Origin of the sequence: Arenibacter arenosicollis (assembly GCF_014397245.1) — a bacterium.
GTDB classification, from domain to species: domain Bacteria; phylum Bacteroidota; class Bacteroidia; order Flavobacteriales; family Flavobacteriaceae; genus Arenibacter; species Arenibacter arenosicollis.
Map to the genome: position 1 here is coordinate 131,438 of NZ_JACLHY010000004.1, position 18,939 is coordinate 150,376.

The 18,939-nt window shown below is 38.4% G+C and carries 18 protein-coding genes; 10 read left to right on the plus strand and 8 right to left on the minus strand.

Annotation, left to right across the window (positions count from 1 at the left end):
• Positions 1–14: 14 nt before the first annotated feature.
• Complete coding sequence (locus H4O18_RS06470; protein WP_187582605.1) at positions 15–2,045, plus strand: M3 family metallopeptidase; 2,031 nt, start codon at positions 15–17, stop codon at positions 2,043–2,045.
• An 83-nt stretch (positions 2,046–2,128) separates the two neighbouring features.
• On the opposite strand, the gene H4O18_RS06475 is transcribed toward H4O18_RS06470, so the two are convergent.
• Together H4O18_RS06475 and H4O18_RS06480 are read right to left on the minus strand one after the other, a co-directional pair.
• Complete coding sequence (locus H4O18_RS06475) at positions 2,129–2,587, minus strand: PH domain-containing protein (RefSeq protein WP_343065421.1); 459 nt, start codon at positions 2,585–2,587, stop codon at positions 2,129–2,131.
• Between the two features lie 40 nt (positions 2,588–2,627).
• Positions 2,628–2,987 (minus strand): rhodanese-like domain-containing protein, encoded by a 360-nt coding sequence (locus tag H4O18_RS06480; protein WP_187582609.1) that lies wholly within the window; start codon positions 2,985–2,987, stop codon positions 2,628–2,630.
• 72 nt (positions 2,988–3,059) lie between these two features.
• On the opposite strand from H4O18_RS06480, the gene H4O18_RS06485 reads away from it, so the two are divergent.
• Together H4O18_RS06485 and H4O18_RS06490 are read left to right on the plus strand one after the other, a co-directional pair.
• Positions 3,060–3,620 carry a sigma-70 family RNA polymerase sigma factor gene (locus tag H4O18_RS06485; protein ID WP_187582611.1) on the plus strand — a complete coding sequence of 187 codons (561 nt, stop codon included), beginning with the start codon at positions 3,060–3,062 and terminating at the stop codon, positions 3,618–3,620.
• A complete protein-coding gene (locus H4O18_RS06490) occupies positions 3,617–3,844 on the plus strand; it encodes a hypothetical protein (RefSeq protein ID WP_187582613.1) in 228 nt (75 codons plus the stop codon). The genes H4O18_RS06485 and H4O18_RS06490 overlap by 4 nt, the downstream gene beginning before the upstream one ends.
• Here H4O18_RS06490 and H4O18_RS06495 read toward each other — a convergent pair.
• Positions 3,833–4,663, minus strand: a complete 831-nt coding sequence (locus tag H4O18_RS06495; protein ID WP_187582615.1) for a UbiA prenyltransferase family protein — start codon at positions 4,661–4,663, stop codon at positions 3,833–3,835. The two genes, H4O18_RS06490 and H4O18_RS06495, sit on opposite strands and share 12 nt — an antisense overlap.
• A 139-nt stretch (positions 4,664–4,802) precedes the next feature.
• On the opposite strand from H4O18_RS06495, the gene gcvP reads away from it, so the two are divergent.
• From gcvP to H4O18_RS06515, 4 genes are all read left to right on the plus strand, one after another.
• On the plus strand, positions 4,803–7,652 hold the full coding sequence (gcvP, locus tag H4O18_RS06500; protein WP_187582617.1) for an aminomethyl-transferring glycine dehydrogenase: 2,850 nt from the start codon (positions 4,803–4,805) through the stop codon (positions 7,650–7,652).
• Positions 7,653–7,820: 168 nt separating this feature from the next.
• Positions 7,821–8,879: a 3-oxoacyl-ACP synthase III family protein gene (locus H4O18_RS06505; RefSeq protein WP_187582618.1), complete on the plus strand. Its 1,059-nt coding sequence runs from the start codon at positions 7,821–7,823 to the stop codon at positions 8,877–8,879.
• Positions 8,880–8,987: 108 nt separating this feature from the next.
• Entirely contained in the window at positions 8,988–9,557 is a 570-nt protein-coding gene (locus tag H4O18_RS06510) for a methyltransferase (protein ID WP_187582620.1), read from the plus strand.
• 101 nt (positions 9,558–9,658) lie between these two features.
• Positions 9,659–10,513 (plus strand): glycosyltransferase, encoded by an 855-nt coding sequence (locus tag H4O18_RS06515; RefSeq protein WP_187582622.1) that lies wholly within the window; start codon positions 9,659–9,661, stop codon positions 10,511–10,513.
• Positions 10,514–10,554: 41 nt separating this feature from the next.
• On the opposite strand, the gene pafA is transcribed toward H4O18_RS06515, so the two are convergent.
• Positions 10,555–12,258 carry an alkaline phosphatase PafA gene (pafA, locus tag H4O18_RS06520; protein ID WP_187582624.1) on the minus strand — a complete coding sequence of 568 codons (1,704 nt, stop codon included), beginning with the start codon at positions 12,256–12,258 and terminating at the stop codon, positions 10,555–10,557.
• Between the two features lie 116 nt (positions 12,259–12,374).
• On the opposite strand from pafA, the gene H4O18_RS06525 reads away from it, so the two are divergent.
• Both H4O18_RS06525 and H4O18_RS06530 read left to right on the plus strand, forming a co-directional pair.
• Positions 12,375–13,112, plus strand: a complete 738-nt coding sequence (locus tag H4O18_RS06525; protein WP_187582626.1) for an MlaE family ABC transporter permease — start codon at positions 12,375–12,377, stop codon at positions 13,110–13,112.
• Positions 13,112–13,879: an ABC transporter ATP-binding protein gene (locus tag H4O18_RS06530; RefSeq protein ID WP_187582628.1), complete on the plus strand. Its 768-nt coding sequence runs from the start codon at positions 13,112–13,114 to the stop codon at positions 13,877–13,879. The genes H4O18_RS06525 and H4O18_RS06530 overlap by 1 nt, the downstream gene beginning before the upstream one ends.
• Here H4O18_RS06530 and H4O18_RS06535 read toward each other — a convergent pair.
• From H4O18_RS06535 to H4O18_RS06545, 3 genes are read right to left on the minus strand one after another with little or no spacing between them, the layout of a single operon-like run.
• The gene (locus tag H4O18_RS06535) at positions 13,876–15,333 is read right to left on the minus strand and encodes a DUF389 domain-containing protein (RefSeq protein ID WP_187582630.1); all 1,458 of its coding nucleotides are present in this window, start codon (positions 15,331–15,333) and stop codon (positions 13,876–13,878) included. The genes H4O18_RS06530 and H4O18_RS06535 overlap by 4 nt on opposite strands.
• 2 nt (positions 15,334–15,335) lie before the next feature.
• Positions 15,336–16,415, minus strand: a complete 1,080-nt coding sequence (locus H4O18_RS06540) for a mannose-1-phosphate guanylyltransferase (protein ID WP_187582632.1) — start codon at positions 16,413–16,415, stop codon at positions 15,336–15,338.
• 11 nt (positions 16,416–16,426) lie between these two features.
• On the minus strand, positions 16,427–17,029 hold the full coding sequence (locus tag H4O18_RS06545) for a SprT-like domain-containing protein (RefSeq protein WP_187582634.1): 603 nt from the start codon (positions 17,027–17,029) through the stop codon (positions 16,427–16,429).
• 190 nt (positions 17,030–17,219) lie between these two features.
• Here H4O18_RS06545 and H4O18_RS06550 point away from each other — a divergent pair, with 190 nt between their 5' ends.
• Positions 17,220–18,275 carry an AI-2E family transporter gene (locus H4O18_RS06550; protein ID WP_187582636.1) on the plus strand — a complete coding sequence of 352 codons (1,056 nt, stop codon included), beginning with the start codon at positions 17,220–17,222 and terminating at the stop codon, positions 18,273–18,275.
• Positions 18,276–18,286: 11 nt separating this feature from the next.
• Here the strand turns inward: H4O18_RS06550 and H4O18_RS06555 are convergent, their stop codons facing one another.
• On the minus strand, positions 18,287–18,928 hold the full coding sequence (locus H4O18_RS06555; protein ID WP_187582638.1) for an HAD family hydrolase: 642 nt from the start codon (positions 18,926–18,928) through the stop codon (positions 18,287–18,289).
• Between the last annotated feature and the right edge of the window lie 11 nt (positions 18,929–18,939).

Here is an 18,939-nt window from a genome sequence, read left to right on the forward strand (position 1 = left end):
CGCCTTGCCCTTTTATGAATCCCTTATTAAGCCCATTCGATACAGCACCTTTCTCAAAGCTTAAAAATGAACATTTTAAACCGGCGTTTTTAAAAGCCATAGATATGGCTAGGGCAGAAATTTACGGTATTGCAAATGCAACCGACACCCCCACTTTTGAGAACACCATTGCCGCCTTGGATTATGCAGGACAGCAATTGGATAGGGTTTCCAGCGTTTTTTTTAATTTGAATTCTGCAGAGACCAATCCAGAAATTCAGAAAATAGCCCAAGAAGTATCTCCTCTATTATCCGAATTCAGCAATGACATTACCTTGAACGAGGATTTATTTAAGAGGGTAAAAGCAGTATATGACCAAAGGCACAATTTAAAATTAACTACTGAGGAACAAACCCTACTCGACAAAAAATATAAAAGTTTTAGTAGAAACGGTGCCAATTTACCAGATGACAAAAAGAAACGCCTACGTGAAATTGATGCCGAACTATCCAAACTAAAGCTTCAATTTGGGGAAAATGTTTTGGCGGAGACCAATAAATACGAAATGCACCTAACCTCTGAGGCCGATTTGGACGGTCTACCCGAAGGAGAAAAAGAAGCTGCTGCGCAATTGGCGAAATCAAAGGACAAAGAAGGGTGGTTGATTACCTTGGATTACCCAAGCTATATTCCATTTATGAAATATGCCAAGAACAGAAAATTGCGCAAAGAACTGTCCATTGCTTTTGGAAGCAAAGGTTTTCATGATGATGAATTGGACAATCAGAAAAATATAATCAAAATTACCAACCTACGACACGAACGAGCCAATTTATTGGGCTATAAAACACACGCCCATTATGTATTGGAGGAACGTATGGCGGAGACTCCTGAGAAGGTCCACCAATTTCTTAACGAATTGTTGGAAAAAGCTAAACCTGCGGCAGAAAGGGAATATGCCGAGTTGGAAGAATTTGCCAAAAAAATGGATAACATAGACCGCTTACAGAAATGGGACGGTGCCTACTATTCCGAAAAATTAAAGCAAAAACTGTTCGACCTGGACGACGAAAAGTTAAAACCCTATTTTAAACTGGAAAATGTCATCGCCGGGGTGTTTAAGGTAGCTGAAAAATTATTCGGCCTTCAATTTGAAGAAGTTTTTGATATAGACAAATACCACCCAGATGTAAAAACTTATCGCATTTACGATCAAGACAAAAATCTAGTATCCCTATTTTATGCCGATTTCCACCCAAGACCGGGAAAACGCGGAGGAGCTTGGATGACTTCTTACAAAGCCCAATACGTACAAAACGGAATTAATGTGCGTCCGCATATTTCCAATGTCTGCAATTTCACCAAACCTACCGCGAGCAAACCCTCCTTACTCACATTCAATGAAGTAACCACTTTATTTCATGAGTTTGGACACGGATTGCATGGCATGTTGGCTAATACGGTCTATCCAGGACTCTCAGGTACTTCGGTATATTGGGATTTTGTGGAATTGCCAAGTCAGATAATGGAAAACTGGTGCTTTGAAAAAGAAGCCCTGGAATTATTTGCTACCCATTACGAATCTGGCGAGGTAATACCGATGGATTTAGTACAAAAAATAAAAGACTCGGCAACCTTCCAAGAAGGAATGGCCACGCTTAGACAGATAAGTTTTGGTTTATTGGACATGTCTTGGCACGGAACCGATCCATCCGGGATTGCCAACGTTAAGGCTCAGGAACAACTTGCTTTTAAGGAAACTGATTTATATCCAGAAAGCCCAGAAACATGTATGAGTACTTCATTTTCCCATATATTTCAGGGAGGATATTCATCTGGCTACTACAGTTACAAATGGGCCGAAGTATTGGATGCCGATGCCTTTGCCTACTTTAAGGAAAAAGGAATTTTCAATAAGGAAGTAGCTACTAAATTCAAGGACAATGTACTATCTCAAGGCGGAACTGAAAAACCAATGGAATTGTACAAACGTTTTAGGGGAAGTGAACCCAAGATCGAGGCCTTGTTGAAACGGGCAGGCTTGTTGTCTGAGACTTCCAATTAAAAAAACAAACCTAGGGTTCTATTAATATAAAAAATTCCATATTGCCCCGGGTTAAGTTTACTTCTTTAAAAAGGAAACGCTATTTACAGACCGGTTTTATCCTTTATATCGGGATTTAACTGTTTTAAATGAGCAATAAATCCCCGTTTCTCTTTAGGAGAGATTATGATACTTTCATAGGTATTGTAAAATATCTCCAACCTATCCAAAGAAGTGGCAGGTGCACTTATGGGATTATTGGTAGCCTCAATTTTTGTAATGGTATTTATTTGTATGGAACGGTTGATCAGAAATCCACTTTTAACTCTCAACACGCTATCATCAACCTCATAATACGTAAACAAAAAAATATAGATGATAAAAAGAAAGGTCAATAATAAAATTATTGGACCAACTCCAACTGGATACTCCATCATTAAGTAAATAGGACTAACAAGCATAAGGACCATTACCGAAACAAGAATCCAACCAATTTTTGACTTATATCTTACCATAAATAATTGCGCAATAGCAACATCAACATCCGACATATAAAAAAGCACGGTAGTCAATGTAACTAGGAGTAAAGCTTAGAACCTTTCCTTACTTTTTATTCTTAACCGCATCATAGCCGCCTTCCAAATTCACCACATGGTTAAAACCCAAGGATTTTAGCTTTTCTTGAGCCTTGGCACTTCGTCCACCCATCTTACAGTACACATATATTGTCTTGTCCTTATCCACTGTGCTAAAGTTTTCCGCAAAATTTTGATCGTACCAATTTATATTTTTGGCATTCTCCAAATGCCCTTCCCCAAATTCTTCAGGAGTCCGTACATCCACCAAAATGGCATTATCCAGTAATTCCTGATTAAACTCGGTTATAGGCATTTTGCTCACATTTTCCTGTGAACAACCAGTTTGAAGTACTATTACCACCAAAAAAAGAAATATTGCTCTCATATCTTATTTACTTATTCAAAAATAAGAATTCTACTTGAGAAAAATCACTTATTTTTGAAACGACAAACAGGTATGACAAAACAAGAATTAAATCCGGACACATGGGTCGATAGTTATTCCGATTACCTATTTAACTATGCGGTTAGCCGAGTCAACGATGCAGAAATAGCCAAAGACTTGGTACAGGAGACTTTTTTTGCTGGTTTAAAATCTGCCAAAAATTTTAAAGGAGAGGCTGCTGAACGCACTTGGCTCATCTCTATTTTAAAAAGAAAAGTGATTGATCATTATCGCAAAATTAACTCCAAAAAAGCGAAATCTATGATCCGCATCACGCAGAACCAGAATAGTGAGGCCGATAGTAACTTTTTGGAGGAACAAGTAGCGGACCCAATGAGTATTTTGGAAAATAGCCAAATAGAAAATGAAGAGTTAGGCATGGCCATTCAGGACTGTATTAGCAAACTTCCAAAAAAACACGCATTGGCCTTTACACTTAAAACCATAAACGGACTCAGTACGGAAGAGGTATGTAAGGAGCTAGAAATTAATCCGTCTAACCTTTGGGTTATAATCCATAGAGCAAGAACTGTTCTTATGGACTGCCTAAATAACAATTGGTTTAAAATATGAAGACCTGTAAGGATGTTGAAATAATTTGCACGAAAGTGCAGTATAGGGAAGCCACTTTTGTGGAGAAAATCAAGATCAGACTTCACGTGTTGTTTTGCAAAACCTGTAAAACTTTTTCTAAAAAGAACACAAAACTTACCGCCCTCTGTTCTGAGGCCAATCTTAGGACACTTCCAATTGAAGAAAAAGAAAAGATGAAGAAGAAGTTAAAATCAAAGGCCTAAAAAAGTATCCAATACCAAGATACAAACCCACCAAAAAATTGGTATGGCCTCTACCCAAAAAGAGGAAAAATATTTAGACTGCTTTCTTTTGGTTATGAACATAAATATTCCCAACGTTAAAAATATAATCCCTTTACTTATGACCTCCACGTACGTTAATTGATCTTTGAGAAAGGTTAAAAAGAAGAAAACCAGAACACCAAAAAATCCATAAATTTTTGTGTTTACATAACCATATCTTTGAGGCAAGGTTTTAAGTGCGGGATCATCATATTCCAAATCCCTTATTTCAAAGGGCACCATCAGGATCAAGACCATTAAAAAACGTTGCACCCCCTCCACACCAACATCCCAACCCATGGTCTTATTTGCAGCAATGACCGGCAGTACAACCGTTGCACCTGCCCAAACCAAAGCCACAACAAAAATTTTAAGTCCCCCTAAATTCCTGAGGTTTTTTGTGTTCGGCAATAAAGGAATGGCATACAGACTAGTTAAAATGGACAATATGGCAATTCCAACCCAAGTATCAAAAGACACAAAACAAGCATGATATATGGCAAAGATCCCTGCAATAAAACTGAATACCTGAATATTCTTATGGTACCTGTTTGCTACCAGCAAATACTTTTTGGCCTCCACCCCGTATTTCACAAAATTGTAACATGCTATTGTTCCAAAGAAAGCCAAATAGGAGATATGGTTGTCCCTGGACAATCCAAAAAAAACGCAAGTGATCTCAATAAATGCAAAAACCGATATTGCTACATGTATACTGGCATCCAAATAAAAATGAAATATGTATTTAAGCCAGTTCATAAATTAAAAATAACCAAAGTGTTTATAACCTCTTGTTTTAGTTAAAAACTTTAAACTAGTTGAAGGTCAAAGCTGCAAAATAAACATAAATAATGAGTATTTTTGCTCACATTTATTTCAGATTAAATTAGCTTGAATTATGAGGACAGACGTATTTGCCTTACGCCATATCGGCATTAGAGAAGAAGACCTTCCACAAATGCTGAAAACTATCAATGTAAACTCCATGGACCAGTTGATTTCGGAAACCATTCCAGACGATATACGTCTTGTAAAGCCTTTGGTATTGGATGCCCCCATGAACGAGCACGAATATTTGTCCCATATTCAAAACTTGTCCGAGAAGAATAAAGTTTTTAAATCCTATATCGGCTTAGGATATCATGAAAGTATTACTCCTTCAGTGATAAAAAGAAATATTTTGGAAAATGCTGGATGGTATACGGCCTACACGCCTTACCAGGCCGAGATTGCCCAAGGTAGATTGGAAGCCTTATTGAACTTTCAGACCGTAATTGCGGAGCTAACTGGAATGGAATTGGCCAATGCATCCCTATTGGATGAGAGTACTGCAGCTGCTGAGGCAATGGCCATGCTCTTCGATGTCCGTAGTAGAGATCAAAAGAAAAATAACGTTTTAAAATTTTTCGTTTCAGAAGAAATTTTACCTCAAACATTATCCTTATTACAAACTAGGTCAACACCACTGGGAATAGATTTGATAGTTGGCAATCACCAGAACTTTGAATATAGCGATGATTATTTTGGGGCGCTACTTCAATACCCTGGAAAATATGGTCAAGTACATGATTATGCCGCATTCGTAGCCAAAGCGGCCGAAAAAAATATTAAAGTTGCGGTAGCTGCAGATATATTGAGTTTGGCGATATTGACACCTCCTGGTGAATTTGGTGCCGACGTGGTAGTCGGAACCACCCAACGTTTCGGAATCCCATTAGGTTACGGAGGACCTCATGCTGCTTTTTTTGCAACAAGGGAAGAGTTCAAAAGAAGTATCCCAGGAAGAATTATCGGAGTCACCAAGGACACTGACGGCAAGACTGCCTTAAGGATGGCGTTGCAGACAAGAGAGCAGCACATAAAACGGGACAAGGCCACATCCAATATATGTACCGCCCAGGTGCTTTTGGCCGTAATGGCAGGGATGTATGCAGTGTACCACGGCCCTAAAGGACTAAAGTACATAGCAACTAAAGTTCATTCCTCCGCTGCGACCTTGGTCGATAGTCTTGAAAAGTTGGGACTATACCAGACCAATACTTCTTATTTTGACACAGTGAGCATAAAAGCGGATTCTTCCAAAGTAAGGCCCGTTGCCGAAAAGTACGAGGTTAATCTCCTTTATGTTGACGCGGACACTATAGCTATTGCCTTAAACGAAGCTACATCCCTAAAAGATCTTCAACAACTTGTAAATATTTTTGCTGAGGCCACTGGAAAAGACTCCATTACTATAAAAGGTCTATTACCACATTCGGCCATTGAAAGCAAACTAACCCGTACAACTAAGTTTTTAGAGAATAGCGTGTTCAACTCCTATCATTCGGAAACCGAATTAATGCGCTACATAAAAAAATTGGAAAGAAAAGATTTGGCATTGAATCATTCTATGATTTCCCTGGGATCCTGTACCATGAAATTGAACGCGGCTTCGGAAATGCTACCCTTGAGCCTTGCCCGTTGGGGAAATATTCATCCTTTTGTACCTATTGAACAAGCCGAAGGCTATCAAATTATTCTGAAGGAATTGGAAAATGACCTTAATACCATCACCGGATTTGCCGGAACTTCCTTACAACCAAATTCCGGTGCACAAGGAGAATTCGCCGGACTTATGGTGATTAGGGCCTATCATGAATCCCGAGGGGAGGGCCATAGAAATATATGCCTTATTCCTGCCTCCGCCCATGGCACCAATCCCGCCTCGGCCGTTATGGCCGGAATGAAGGTGGTAGTAACCAAAACGGATGAAAATGGCAACATTGACGTAAACGATTTAGGGGAAAAAGCTGCTTTACACAAGGACAATCTATCTGCTTTAATGGTAACATATCCTTCCACCCACGGAGTTTTTGAATCTTCCATCAAGGAAATCACAAAATTGATCCATGATAACGGTGGGCAAGTCTATATGGATGGAGCAAACATGAATGCACAGGTAGGGTTGACCAACCCGGCCACTATTGGTGCCGATGTATGCCACTTAAACCTGCATAAAACATTCGCCATTCCACACGGCGGCGGTGGACCTGGAGTTGGACCTATTTGTGTAGCCAAACAATTGGTGCCATTTTTACCTGGAAACCCTGTAATTAAAACAGGTGGAGACAAAGCAATTTCAGCTATATCCGCAGCACCGTGGGGAAGTTCACTCGTGTGTCTTATATCCTACGGATACATAAAAATGTTGGGTGAATACGGATTAACACAGTCTACAAAGACAGCAATCCTCAATGCCAACTACATTAAAAACAAACTTAGTGGTAAATTCGATGTTCTCTATACCGGGGAAAGAGGAAGGGCGGCTCATGAGATGATTATCGACTGTAGACCTTTTAAAGAAAACGGCATAGAAGTTACCGATATTGCAAAAAGATTAATGGACTATGGTTTTCATGCACCTACAGTCTCTTTCCCAGTTGCAGGAACACTAATGATTGAACCTACGGAGAGCGAAAGCTTGGCAGAATTAGATCGTTTCTGTAGTGCAATGTTATCTATTCGCGAGGAAATAGATGCTGCATCAATTGAGGATAGCAACAATGCCCTTAAAAATTCCCCCCATACGCTGGAAATGATAACCAGCGATCAATGGGATTTCCCTTACAGCAGACAACAGGCGGCCTTCCCATTGCCATATATTATGGAAAACAAGTTTTGGCCTAGCGTAAGGAGAGTGGACGACACATATGGAGACCGTAATTTAATATGTACCTGTGCGCCTATCGAAGCCTACGCAGAAGCATAGAAATCCTAACAAAAACAAGCCTTTTAAAGCCTTTCAATTAAATTTGAAAGGCTTTTTATATAGTAAATACAAAAGAGGAATAATCTTGAACATCATATCAAATATTATGCATACATATCAAGGCAAACCAATTGTTTTATATTTATGCAATTAAATTCACATATTATTATGAACATTGGAATTACTGGCACTGGTTCTTACCTACCATCCATTGTAACAAAGAATTCAGATTTTGAAAATCATGATTTTTTAAATGAAGATGGCAGTCCCTTTACGCATCAAAATGAAGTAATAATTCAAAAATTCAAGGGTATTACAGGAATTAGCGAAAGGCGCTATGCTGAGAATAATTTAAACACTTCCCAATTGGCATTTTTTGCGGCTGAAAAGGCTATTGCCGATGCCAAAATTGACAAAGAAGAACTGGACTATATAATTTTTGCCCATAATTTTGGTGATGTATCAGAAGGCAAAACACAGGGAGATACCCTACCCAGTTTAGCTACTAGGGTTAAACATCAATTGCAAATCCAAAATCCCAAGTGCGTTGCATATGACCTCCTATTTGGCTGTCCGGGCTGGATCGAAGGGTTGATCCAAGCAAATGCATTTATTAAAAGTGGCATAGCAAAAAAATGCCTTGTCATTGGGGCAGAAACCTTATCAAGGGTTGTGGATAAACATGATCGGGACTCCATGATCTATTCCGATGGTGCTGGTGCAACTATTTTGGAAGCCAAAGATGATGCAGGACAAATATTGTCACACAACAGCGCAACCTATGCCAATGAAGAAGCTTTCTTTCTATTCTTTGGTGAATCATATTCCAAAGCGACCAAGGAAGATAAGCGTTACATAAAAATGTATGGTCGAAAAATATATGAATTCGCTGTGACCCATGTGCCCCAAGCCATGAAGGACAGTTTGGATAAAAGTGGCGTTCCCATCACCGATCTAAAAAAAATATTCATCCATCAAGCCAATGAAAAAATGGATGAAGCCATCGTAAAACGTTTTTACAAACTTTACGATATGGAAATGCCCGATGGTATTATGCCAATGAGTATTGAAAAATTAGGAAATAGTTCTGTAGCTACCATACCCACCCTCTTCGATATGGTAAAAAATGGAAAAATGGAAAATCAATCGATAAAAAAGGGAGATGTTGTTATATTTGCCAGTGTTGGTGCAGGCATGAACATAAACGCCATAGTCTATAGGGTTTAATCTATATATCACTAAACGCTTTTTCAAATATCTTTGTTTCTGGTTTTAGAGATATTAATTCTCAAACCATAAAACGAGCATTTAAAACAACAAACCAGATTACAACTGATGTACGAAAGAACATTCCCGAACAAACGTTTTAAACATACCCTTGCTTTCCTTCAAAAACATATATCTACGGACGAAACCATTTTAGATCTTGGAGTCGAAAATCCCTTTTCTAAGATTATGAAAGAAAATGGATACACCGTTGAAAATACAAAAGGTGAAGATTTGGACCTTGATTTTACTACTGCCCAAACCACGAATACAAAAGTTACCACTGCCTTCGAAATCTTTGAACATTTATTGGCCCCATTAAACATTCTTAGGGAAATAAAATCAGAGAAATTGGTAGCCAGCATCCCTTTAAAATTATGGTTTTCACCAGCATATAGAAGTAAGACAGACCCTTGGGACAGGCACTACCATGAATTTGAAGACTGGCAATTCGACTGGTTACTTGAAAAAGCAGGATGGGAAATAAAGGATCGGGCAAAATGGACCAATCCTGTAAAAAAAATAGGCCTTAGGCCTCTTTTAAGGAGTTTTATCCCAAGATATTACATTGTTTATGCCGAAAGAAAAATCAGTCCCCAAACAGATTCCAATGAAGGAAATGGGCCTGATAAGATATAGGTAATACTCGAGAAGTTGGAATATCAAATAAAAAGTTTGAATACTTAACCAAACTGACTTCCAAAAGCTCGGTCAACTAGAAATCAAATATAATTTTACAGGTGAATTACTACATCATTATCCCTGCACATAACGAAGACCAATTCCTACATGACACACTGCATTCTGTGGTAAAACAAACCGTGTCTCCGAAAAAAGTTGTAGTAGTCAACGATAATTCAACAGACAATACCGAGCACATAATAGATCGCTTTACTTCAGAATATAGTTTTGTAACGAAGGTCAACACCAAATCCTCCACTGCCCATATGCCTGGCAGTAAGGTTATCAATGCTTTTAACAAGGGGCTGGAACTACTGGATGAGGACTACGATTTTTTGGTGAAATTGGATGCCGACATCATTCTTCCAGACAGCTATTTTGAAAGAATAGCCCAGATATTTTCTAGCGACCCAAAAATTGGTATCGCAGGTGGATTTATCTTTGAGCAGGATAAAAATGGAGAATGGAAATTAAATCACCCCATGGATAAAAGTCATGTCCGCGGTGCATTTAAAGCCTATAGAAAAAGTTGCTTTAATACTATTGGAGGACTTAAAACCGCCATGGGATGGGACACTGTAGATGAGTTATTGGCCCAATATAACGGTTACAATATTTATACCGATACTTCACTGCACGCCAAACATTTGCGACCTCTTGGCAATGCATATAACAAAAAAGCCAAATTGCTACAAGGAAAGGCAATGTACACTATGCGATATGGTTTCCGCATTACCCTGATCGCTTCCCTAAAAATGGCTATAAAACAAAAAAAACCAAAGGCATTTTGGGATAATCTTCAAGGCTACTTTTTAGCTAGGAATGAAAAAGCGGATTTTTTGGTTAGCCCATTGGAGGGCAAGTTTATTCGTGAGCTTCGATGGAAAAAAATAAAAGCCAAACTTTTCAACTAATCGAAAAGTTTGGCTTTTTACTTTTATAAAAAAGTATACTATTACTTGATTACTTCCTTAATGGGCTCTCCCGTAGTTCCTGAAGGAGCATTCATTCCCAACAATGCTGCAATCGTTGGAGCGATATCAGGAATTTCGGTTCTACTTACAGTAGTTCCCTTTTTAATCCCTTTCCCGTAAAACAATAAGGGCGCATGAGTATCATAATTCCAAGGTGAACCATGTGTTGAGCCGGTATTTCCGTATCTCCCACTACCTGGGTCGAAGACCATCAATACTTCCCCGGAACGTTTTTGATTGTATCCATTTTGAACAATGTAGGGAATTCCACGGCTGTATTGATTTTGCCACATCTGATTAGCGGTAAACACCTTATATATGCCATCATACTGTATTATTTCCCGCGCTATAGATTCCTCAACCTCATTCATCTCCATATCCAAACCTTTAATAACCTTATAATCTAGAAACAATTGATTATTGGATGTATTCTTGAGAATATCCGTTGTTCCAAAGGTATACTTCAAATATTCTGAGAGTCTCTTATTAAAATCATCGGACACCAAGGCTGCCCCGGGAAGTTTTTGATCCCTTAGATAAGCCGGAACGTTAATGGCTGCATGATCTGCAGTTAGAAAAACGGTATACTCCCCTGCTCCCACTTTTTTATCCAGGGTGTCTAAAAGACGTTTTAAATCTTGATCCAAACGCAAATAAGTATCCTCAACCTCTTTTGAATTTACCCCCCATTTATGCCCCACATAATCCGTACTGGAAAAACTAATAGCCAAGAAGTCGGTATCACTATCTGCACCAAGCGATTCCTTATCTACCGCTTCCAAGGCAAAATCAGTTGTTAAACTATTACCGTAAGGAGTGCTTTTCAGAAGGCTATATTTACCATTATTATCCCATAATCCCACCAAATCATATGGAAACGTTGGAGTGGAATGGCCTGTAAAAAGACCCTCGTAATTATTATTATCAGCACCACTTTCCTTATAGGTATTGATATCTTTCAAAGTAGTCCAAGGCTTTTTATATTGATTTACACTTTTTTGCGAATTAAATTCACTCACCCATTTCGGCAACTCGTTCATATAATAGGAACTTGTAATCCAGTTACCGGCATCCCCACCATCAAACCAATAGGCAGCATTCGCAGAATGGCCACCAGGTAAAACCGCACCCCTATCTTTTATCGCAACTGCTATCACCTTTCCCCTCATTTGGGTATGTAACCTTACCTGATCTGTTATGGTCGTTGTTTGCATTCTATGTGGTGACATTTTACCGGCATTGGAAGTAGTTCCAACAGATTTATAATTATCGTCAGCAGCACAATAAACACTTTCATCCGAGTATTTATCGTACCAATCATTGGCGATTATACCATGTACAGAAGGGGTAGTACCCGTATAAACCGAAGCATGTCCGGCACCGGTCACTGTTGGCGCATAATTAAAATGATTGTTTTTACAATTAAATCCATCATTTACCAAACGCTTGAATCCTCCATCGCCATATTGATCCCAAAAACGAGTCAAATAATCGTAACGCATCTGATCTACTACAATTCCGACCACTAATTTTGGTGAAGAAGCAATACTTGGATTGGAAATATCCCCAGTGTTTTTTAAGGCCTCAACCTTATTTTTTTTGGATTTTCTCTGGGCATTAACTGTCTCAGAATTAAATCCCATTAAAACCACTAAAAACAATAGAAGCAGACTCTTATTTTGCATTTTTTTTAATTTTTTAAGAAACAAAAATATAGAAATAAAACCTTTAAATTTTAATTGGAAGTTAAATGATTCTTAATATTGTTATTTTTACACTCCTAAGTAATATCACATATTGAATGAATTACCTTGCATCTATCGGCAGCTATTTTATAATGATCATTGAGGTTTTTAAAAAACCTACCAAATGGTCCGTAATGAGAACTCTAATTTTAAAAGAAATTGATGAATTGGTCTATGGCTCCATGGGCATAATTATTTTCATTTCTTTCTTTATCGGGGGAGTGGTCGCCATACAAACGGCATTGAACATTACCAACCCGCTGATACCCCGAAATCTGATTGGATTTGCCACTAGACAATCTGTAATACTTGAATTTGCACCTACGTTCACCTCTATTATTATGGCCGGAAAAGTAGGGTCTTATATAACATCCAGTATAGGTACCATGAGAGTTACGGAACAAATTGACGCTTTAGAGATCATGGGAGTTAATTCTTTGAACTATCTGGTTTTTCCAAAAATAATAGCCATGTTGTTTTATCCATTTGTAATTGCAATAGCCATGTATGTCGGGATATTTGGAGGATGGACCGCAGGTGTATTTGGAGGCTTTAGTTCAAGTGCCGACTTCGTGGAAGGGCTACAGTTAGACTTTATTCCCTTTCATGTAACCTATTCCTTTGTAAAATCGATAGTGTTTGCCTTACTTATTGCTACAATACCGTCATTTCACGGATATTATATGAAAGGCGGGGCCTTGGAAGTTGGTAAGGCCAGCACTACCTCCTTTGTTTGGACGAGTGTTGTAATTATTATTGTAAATTACATTTTAACGCAATTACTTTTGGGCTAATGATAGAAGTAGACAATATACATAAATCGTTTGGGGATGCACATATTTTAAAGGGTATCAGTTCCGTCTTTGAAAAAGGCAAGACCAATTTGATCATAGGGCAAAGTGGATCGGGAAAAACAGTTTTTCTGAAATGCCTTTTAGGTCTTTTCACGCCTGACGAAGGCACTATTAGTTACGATGGAAAAATTTATGCCAAACTATCCCCTAGTGAACAAAGAAATTTAAGACAGGAAATGGGGATGGTTTTTCAGGGGAGTGCCCTGTTCGATTCCATGACGGTGGAAGGCAATGTTATGTTCCCTCTAGGCATGTTTACCAAACAATCCAAATCTGAAATGCAGGATCGGGTAGATTTTGTTCTCAAGAGGGTGAACCTAGTTGATGCCCACCATAAATTTCCATCAGAAATATCTGGGGGAATGCAAAAGAGGGTTGCCATTGCAAGGGCTATCGTAATGAATCCAAAATATTTATTCTGCGATGAACCCAATTCGGGACTAGATCCCAAAACTGCTATTCTAATCGACAATCTTATTCATGAAATTACTCAAGAATACGATATTACAACAGTGATCAACACCCATGACATGAATTCTGTTATGGAAATTGGCGAGAAAATAATATTCCTTAAAAATGGCCTTAAGGAATGGGAAGGTAGCAACAAAGAGATTTTTAAGACCGAAAACGAGGCTGTAACCGACTTCGTTTATTCATCGGAATTATTCAAAAAGGTTCGTCAGATGTATATTGAAGAGCGAAATTAAATTTGATCCTCCCTTACTTGAATCTTTGAATTCTTTAACCTTAACCGCAACCAATCCGTTAATTTTTGGGCATCAGTTTTTATTTGCTTAGCCGGTATTCCTTTTTTCCATTGCACATTAAAAACAGGAATGGTATCCACCTTATTAAAATCTGTGGTAATGGTATAAGAAAATCCCATACTGATTAAATTTTCGTAATTGGTCTTGGCCTCCGCACTTATTTCCTGAAAAGGAATCTGCTGTTCAACAATCTTGCTCATTTTGCCAACCTCCTCCTTTAAGACCTGAATTTGTTGTTCCTTACTAAGAAGTTCGGCTTTTTTGGATTCGTATAATTCGTTGACGTACTTCATTTGATCCAATTCCAAATTTTTGGATCCCTGTACAATCTTCAATTCCACATTTTTAAGTTTATTGAAAGTGTTTTTTTGGGCATTCCAAGTGGCGATGACATTATCCGGGATCGTTTCGTTCCCCATAAACACCAATTCTATATAGCCGTCATTTCCGTGATTGTATTGGATGTCCGTTAAATTTTCCAAATACCTGCCCTCCCCTGGTAATTTATAGGGTGCAATATTGTTGGCTACAAATTGATTGGCTTCCTTTTTAAACAAAGACTCTTGAAACACATCATAAAATGTAAATCCAGCAGGAATCATTACCAAAATTGCAACAATGGAGGCCATTCTTGCTATGAACCTTCTTCGCTGTGAATTGGCATAGCGCACCATTGGAAAACGCAATAATTTTATCACCAAAAAAGTAGCCAACCCAATAAAAATGGTATTTATGGTAAAGAGATACATGGCACCTGTAGCATAACCGAAATTACCGATGGCCAATCCAAAACCAACTGTACATAAAGGCGGCATCAAAGCTGTTGCAATGGCCACACCATAAATAACACTGGCGATGGTACCTTTTTTTGCTCGGGCAATAACCAATGCCAGCCCTCCAAAAAATGCAATGAGAACATCCCTGATATCCGGTTCCGTTCGGGCTAGAAGCTCAGATGACTCATCCCTCAACGGGAATAAATAAAAGAATAAAAAAGCGGTAATAACACTTAACCCTACCATTACCGCAAAATTCTTTAGAGACCGTCTTAGGGTATCTATGTCATTGATTGCCAAGGATAGCCCCATACCTAATATAGGACCCATTAAGGGCGAAATTAACATAGCTCCTATGACCACTGCTGTGGAATTGGCATTAAGACCTACGGAGGCTATAAAAATGGAACAAATTAAAATCCACGATGTATGCCCTTTAAAAGGAATATCAGCAATAATAGATTCTTTAGTAGCCTCTTGATCGGTGTTTTGGCGAATATCAAGCAAATCACTGAGGAATTTTTTCGTGCTTCCCAATAGCCCTTTAAAATCCTTCTTAATATCCTCACGGCTACCTTCGGCCACCTGATTCTTATCCTTATTTAAATTCTCCTCCATAACTATGCTAAATGAGCACCAAATTTATCCTTCACCTTGGTTAACATTTTTTTTATGTCCTGTTCCTTAGATTTGGGATATATTAGTAAAACCTCCTCTTTATCCACCACAATATAGTCTTTTAGGCCATCAATGACCACTATTTTTCCCTTTGGGGATCGGATCATATTCCCTTGGGCATCCTCGGCCAAAACTTGGCAGTTCACCAAAGCATTGTTATTATCGTCCTTGTCCAATTTATCGTACAGGGAACCCCAGGTGCCCAGATCGTTCCAATCGAAAGTTGCCGGTAGGACAAAAATATTTTTGGAGGGTTCCAAAATGGCATAGTCGATGGAAACATTATCCGCCTTGGGGTAATTTTCCTTAATAAAGGCCATTTCCTCGTTTGTGTTATAATATTCCATTCCACTCTGAAATAAAGCATATTGTTCAGGTTGAAATTTTTTAAAAGCATTCACTATGGTCTTCACACTCCACATAAAAATACCGGCATTCCACAAAAAATTTCCTTGTTTTATAAAATCCTTGGCGGTTTCGTAATCCGGCTTTTCCCTAAATTGACGAACATTCTTTAAAGGAGAGTCATTTGCCTTGTCAAATTCTATATACCCAAAACCAGTATTGGGAAAAGTTGGCTTTATGCCCAGGGTACAAAGAACATTCTCCTCTCCACACTTATCAAAACAGGCAATAACATCCTTGGCAAATGCTTCCTCATCCTCTATCCAATGATCACTGGGAGCCACAATCATTACACCCTCAGGATTCATTTTCTGAATTTTTAAGGCAGCGTATAGAATGCAGGGGGCAGTATTGCGCATAGCCGGCTCCAGCACCACTTGTTCTTGCCGTATATCCGGCAATTGCTCCATAACCAATTCGTTATATCTTTCATTGGTCAATATCAAAATGTTTTCTACCGGAACAAACTTGGCTAGCCTTTTAAAAGTCTTTTGGATCAAGGTATCTCCTGTCCCCAACATATCATGGAACTGCTTGGGATAGGCAGTTGTGCTTATTGGCCAAAATCTGGAACCCACTCCACCTGCCATTAAAACAGCGTAATAATTCTTATTCATAATCTTCTACTCTAATCCTTTATTAATTCTACCTCGGCATTGGGCTGAAAAAGATACACCCTACCGGTAGCTACTTCAATACATTCGTACCGCTTTACCCTCTTATTTTTCTTTTGAAATAGTTTCCCATTATATATTCTGAAAACGCTCCCGTGAGGCAATTCAAAAATATAGGATTTTTCCTTATCCTGGATATCGAATTGTTTTAAGGCCAAAGATAACCCGGCGTCCGTATCACTGCTCGCTTTTGGGTTTCTAAAATGCTTGGCCAACATTGGCAAAAGATTATTGGGGAAGACCTCCGGCCTCAAAAAAGGCAGCATTAAATACTGAAACGTCCTTTTCCACTCCAGTCCATGTGGTTTAATTTTTCTGCCATATTTCTCAAAAGCAACCAAATGTGCTATTTCATGGACCAATGTGATTAAAAATCGATACCTATTTAGGGTGGCGTTTACGGTAATCTGATGAGACCCGTTGGGCATCCTTCTATAATCCCCATGCCTAGTAACCCTCTGATTTACAATCTTTAGGTGTACGCCGTTTTCCTTTATAAGTTCCATACTTAAAGCTACGGCCCTTTCAGGAAGATACTTTTCCAAAGTGTCCTGCATAGCAACAAAATTAGAAATTTAAAGATCTTAATTGAATTAACACAAGTATTTTATCCACAATTAAGTTAACCTTTGATGAAAAATAGGTTTATTGGCAATATTTACATTTTTATTAACTACCAAAGACAACTTCTTTCAACTAAATTTGCATTCCCAACAATCATTGCAAAAAATAATTATTATTCTATATATGAACGATTTAAGAACCACCAATAAGCTACTCCTTATTATTGTAGTGCCCTTAGTGTTTTATTTGCTAAAACTTCTTTCGTTTATCTTTATTCCCCTCATTTTTTCTATGTTCATTGCATTATTGTTCCTACCCATAATGCGATGGCTCAATAAAAAAAATGTATCCAAGCCTATCAGCATTTTTATTGTTTTACTGATATTCATTGGAGCGTTAAAAATTGGCGGAGAACTAATTCAACTTACCAGCAAGGAAGTACTATCTACCGACAACGCCTTCTTTGAAAAAGCGGAGACCAAATTGGAAGCCTTACTAATCGGCATGGAAGATTATCTTGGAATACCCTATTCCAATGAGGAAAACATCATTAACAATTTTATTCCCAAAGAAAGTATGATGAAAAACTTTGGGACGACCCTGGATTTTATTGGCAATACACTCACCATGATCTTAATGACGGTGTTTTTTGTGGTGCTTTGGCTAGCTGAATCCATAAACGTGCAGAAATTAATGAACAACACCATTCTTAAACAAAAGCATACCTCGGTAAAAACGTTTGTTAAGGTTGAGAAGGATCTTATAACCTTTATTAAGGTAAAATTCTTGGTAAGCCTTTTTACGGGAATAGGAATTGGACTGGCCTGCGTATTTTTTGACGTGAGCTTTCCTATTTTCTGGGGATTATTCGCTTTTGCCATAAATTTTGTTCAAATGGTCGGTTCCATTATTTCGGTAGTACTTCTAGCAATATTTGCTTTTGTAGAGCTGGAACCATCAAGCACACTCTTATTCTTTGTGATTTCCATTACCGGGGTGCAGGTTTTGTTCGGCTCAATATTGGAGCCTGTATTTATGGGCAAATCATTTTCCATAAATATTATTACCGTGTTGGTAATGTTAATGCTTTGGGGATATATTTGGGGAGTACCTGGATTGATTATGGCAATCCCCATTACTGTATTCATCAAGATAATTTTGGAGCAGTTCCCACAAACAAAAATAATTGCCAGTCTAATTTCTGGGAACAAACCGTTGAAAACTCAGCTGAAAAAATAAAAGGCAGTATACTACAATTTCAATAAGGAAATTAAATCGTCCATTTTTTCAAAAGTTCTGGTCACTTCCTTTTCAAAATTAGGGTCTTCATTGTGGAGTGCATACCCATAAACATCAAACCCACCAGAGGTGGCTGCCTGTGCTCCCTTGTAGGAATCTTCTATTACAAGGCATTCATTTGGCAAAAAACCCATTGTTATTGAAGCATGTAAATAGATGGCCGGGTCGGGCTTCCATTTTCCAATATCATAACAACTGAAGATATTACCATTAAAAAAAGACAATAGACCGGCAGTGCCCAAATTCCTTTTAATTTTTTCCTGAGGTCCACTTGAAGCGACACAAAAAGGAACAGTCAATTTTTCCAGGACCTTCTCAATACCATCGACCGATTTAAGATGGGTTGAAAAGATTTCGTAGGACCTCTGACGGTATTCACTTTCAAAATCCAATGGCAATGATTTTTGGATAATAGCCTCTACCTGTCTTATACTATCATTTAAAAATCCTCCCTTGAAATGCTTCATAGCATAAGATATATCTATCCCAGCTCCATGTTCGTTGGCCATATCCACAAACACCTGATTACCGAGCGCCTCGCTATCTACCAGCACCCCATCACAATCAAATATAATACACTTGTATTCTTTCATGTTTAATGTTG

What these genes read in the sequence shown, in the direction of transcription:
- H4O18_RS06470 (WP_187582605.1), top strand. Translation starts at nt 15, where the DNA reads ATGAATCCCTTATTAAGCCCATTCGATACAGCACCTTTCTCAAAGCTT.
- H4O18_RS06480 (WP_187582609.1), bottom strand. Translation starts at nt 2,987, where the DNA reads ATGAGAGCAATATTTCTTTTTTTGGTGGTAATAGTACTTCAAACTGGT.
- H4O18_RS06485 (WP_187582611.1), top strand. Translation starts at nt 3,060, where the DNA reads ATGACAAAACAAGAATTAAATCCGGACACATGGGTCGATAGTTATTCC.
- H4O18_RS06490 (WP_187582613.1), top strand. Translation starts at nt 3,617, where the DNA reads ATGAAGACCTGTAAGGATGTTGAAATAATTTGCACGAAAGTGCAGTAT.
- H4O18_RS06495 (WP_187582615.1), bottom strand. Translation starts at nt 4,663, where the DNA reads ATGAACTGGCTTAAATACATATTTCATTTTTATTTGGATGCCAGTATA.
- gcvP (WP_187582617.1), top strand. Translation starts at nt 4,803, where the DNA reads ATGAGGACAGACGTATTTGCCTTACGCCATATCGGCATTAGAGAAGAA.
- H4O18_RS06505 (WP_187582618.1), top strand. Translation starts at nt 7,821, where the DNA reads ATGAACATTGGAATTACTGGCACTGGTTCTTACCTACCATCCATTGTA.
- H4O18_RS06510 (WP_187582620.1), top strand. Translation starts at nt 8,988, where the DNA reads ATGTACGAAAGAACATTCCCGAACAAACGTTTTAAACATACCCTTGCT.
- pafA (WP_187582624.1), bottom strand. Translation starts at nt 12,258, where the DNA reads ATGCAAAATAAGAGTCTGCTTCTATTGTTTTTAGTGGTTTTAATGGGA.
- H4O18_RS06525 (WP_187582626.1), top strand. Translation starts at nt 12,375, where the DNA reads ATGAATTACCTTGCATCTATCGGCAGCTATTTTATAATGATCATTGAG.
- H4O18_RS06530 (WP_187582628.1), top strand. Translation starts at nt 13,112, where the DNA reads ATGATAGAAGTAGACAATATACATAAATCGTTTGGGGATGCACATATT.
- H4O18_RS06535 (WP_187582630.1), bottom strand. Translation starts at nt 15,333, where the DNA reads ATGGAGGAGAATTTAAATAAGGATAAGAATCAGGTGGCCGAAGGTAGC.
- H4O18_RS06540 (WP_187582632.1), bottom strand. Translation starts at nt 16,415, where the DNA reads ATGAATAAGAATTATTACGCTGTTTTAATGGCAGGTGGAGTGGGTTCC.
- H4O18_RS06545 (WP_187582634.1), bottom strand. Translation starts at nt 17,029, where the DNA reads ATGCAGGACACTTTGGAAAAGTATCTTCCTGAAAGGGCCGTAGCTTTA.
- H4O18_RS06550 (WP_187582636.1), top strand. Translation starts at nt 17,220, where the DNA reads ATGAACGATTTAAGAACCACCAATAAGCTACTCCTTATTATTGTAGTG.
- H4O18_RS06555 (WP_187582638.1), bottom strand. Translation starts at nt 18,928, where the DNA reads ATGAAAGAATACAAGTGTATTATATTTGATTGTGATGGGGTGCTGGTA.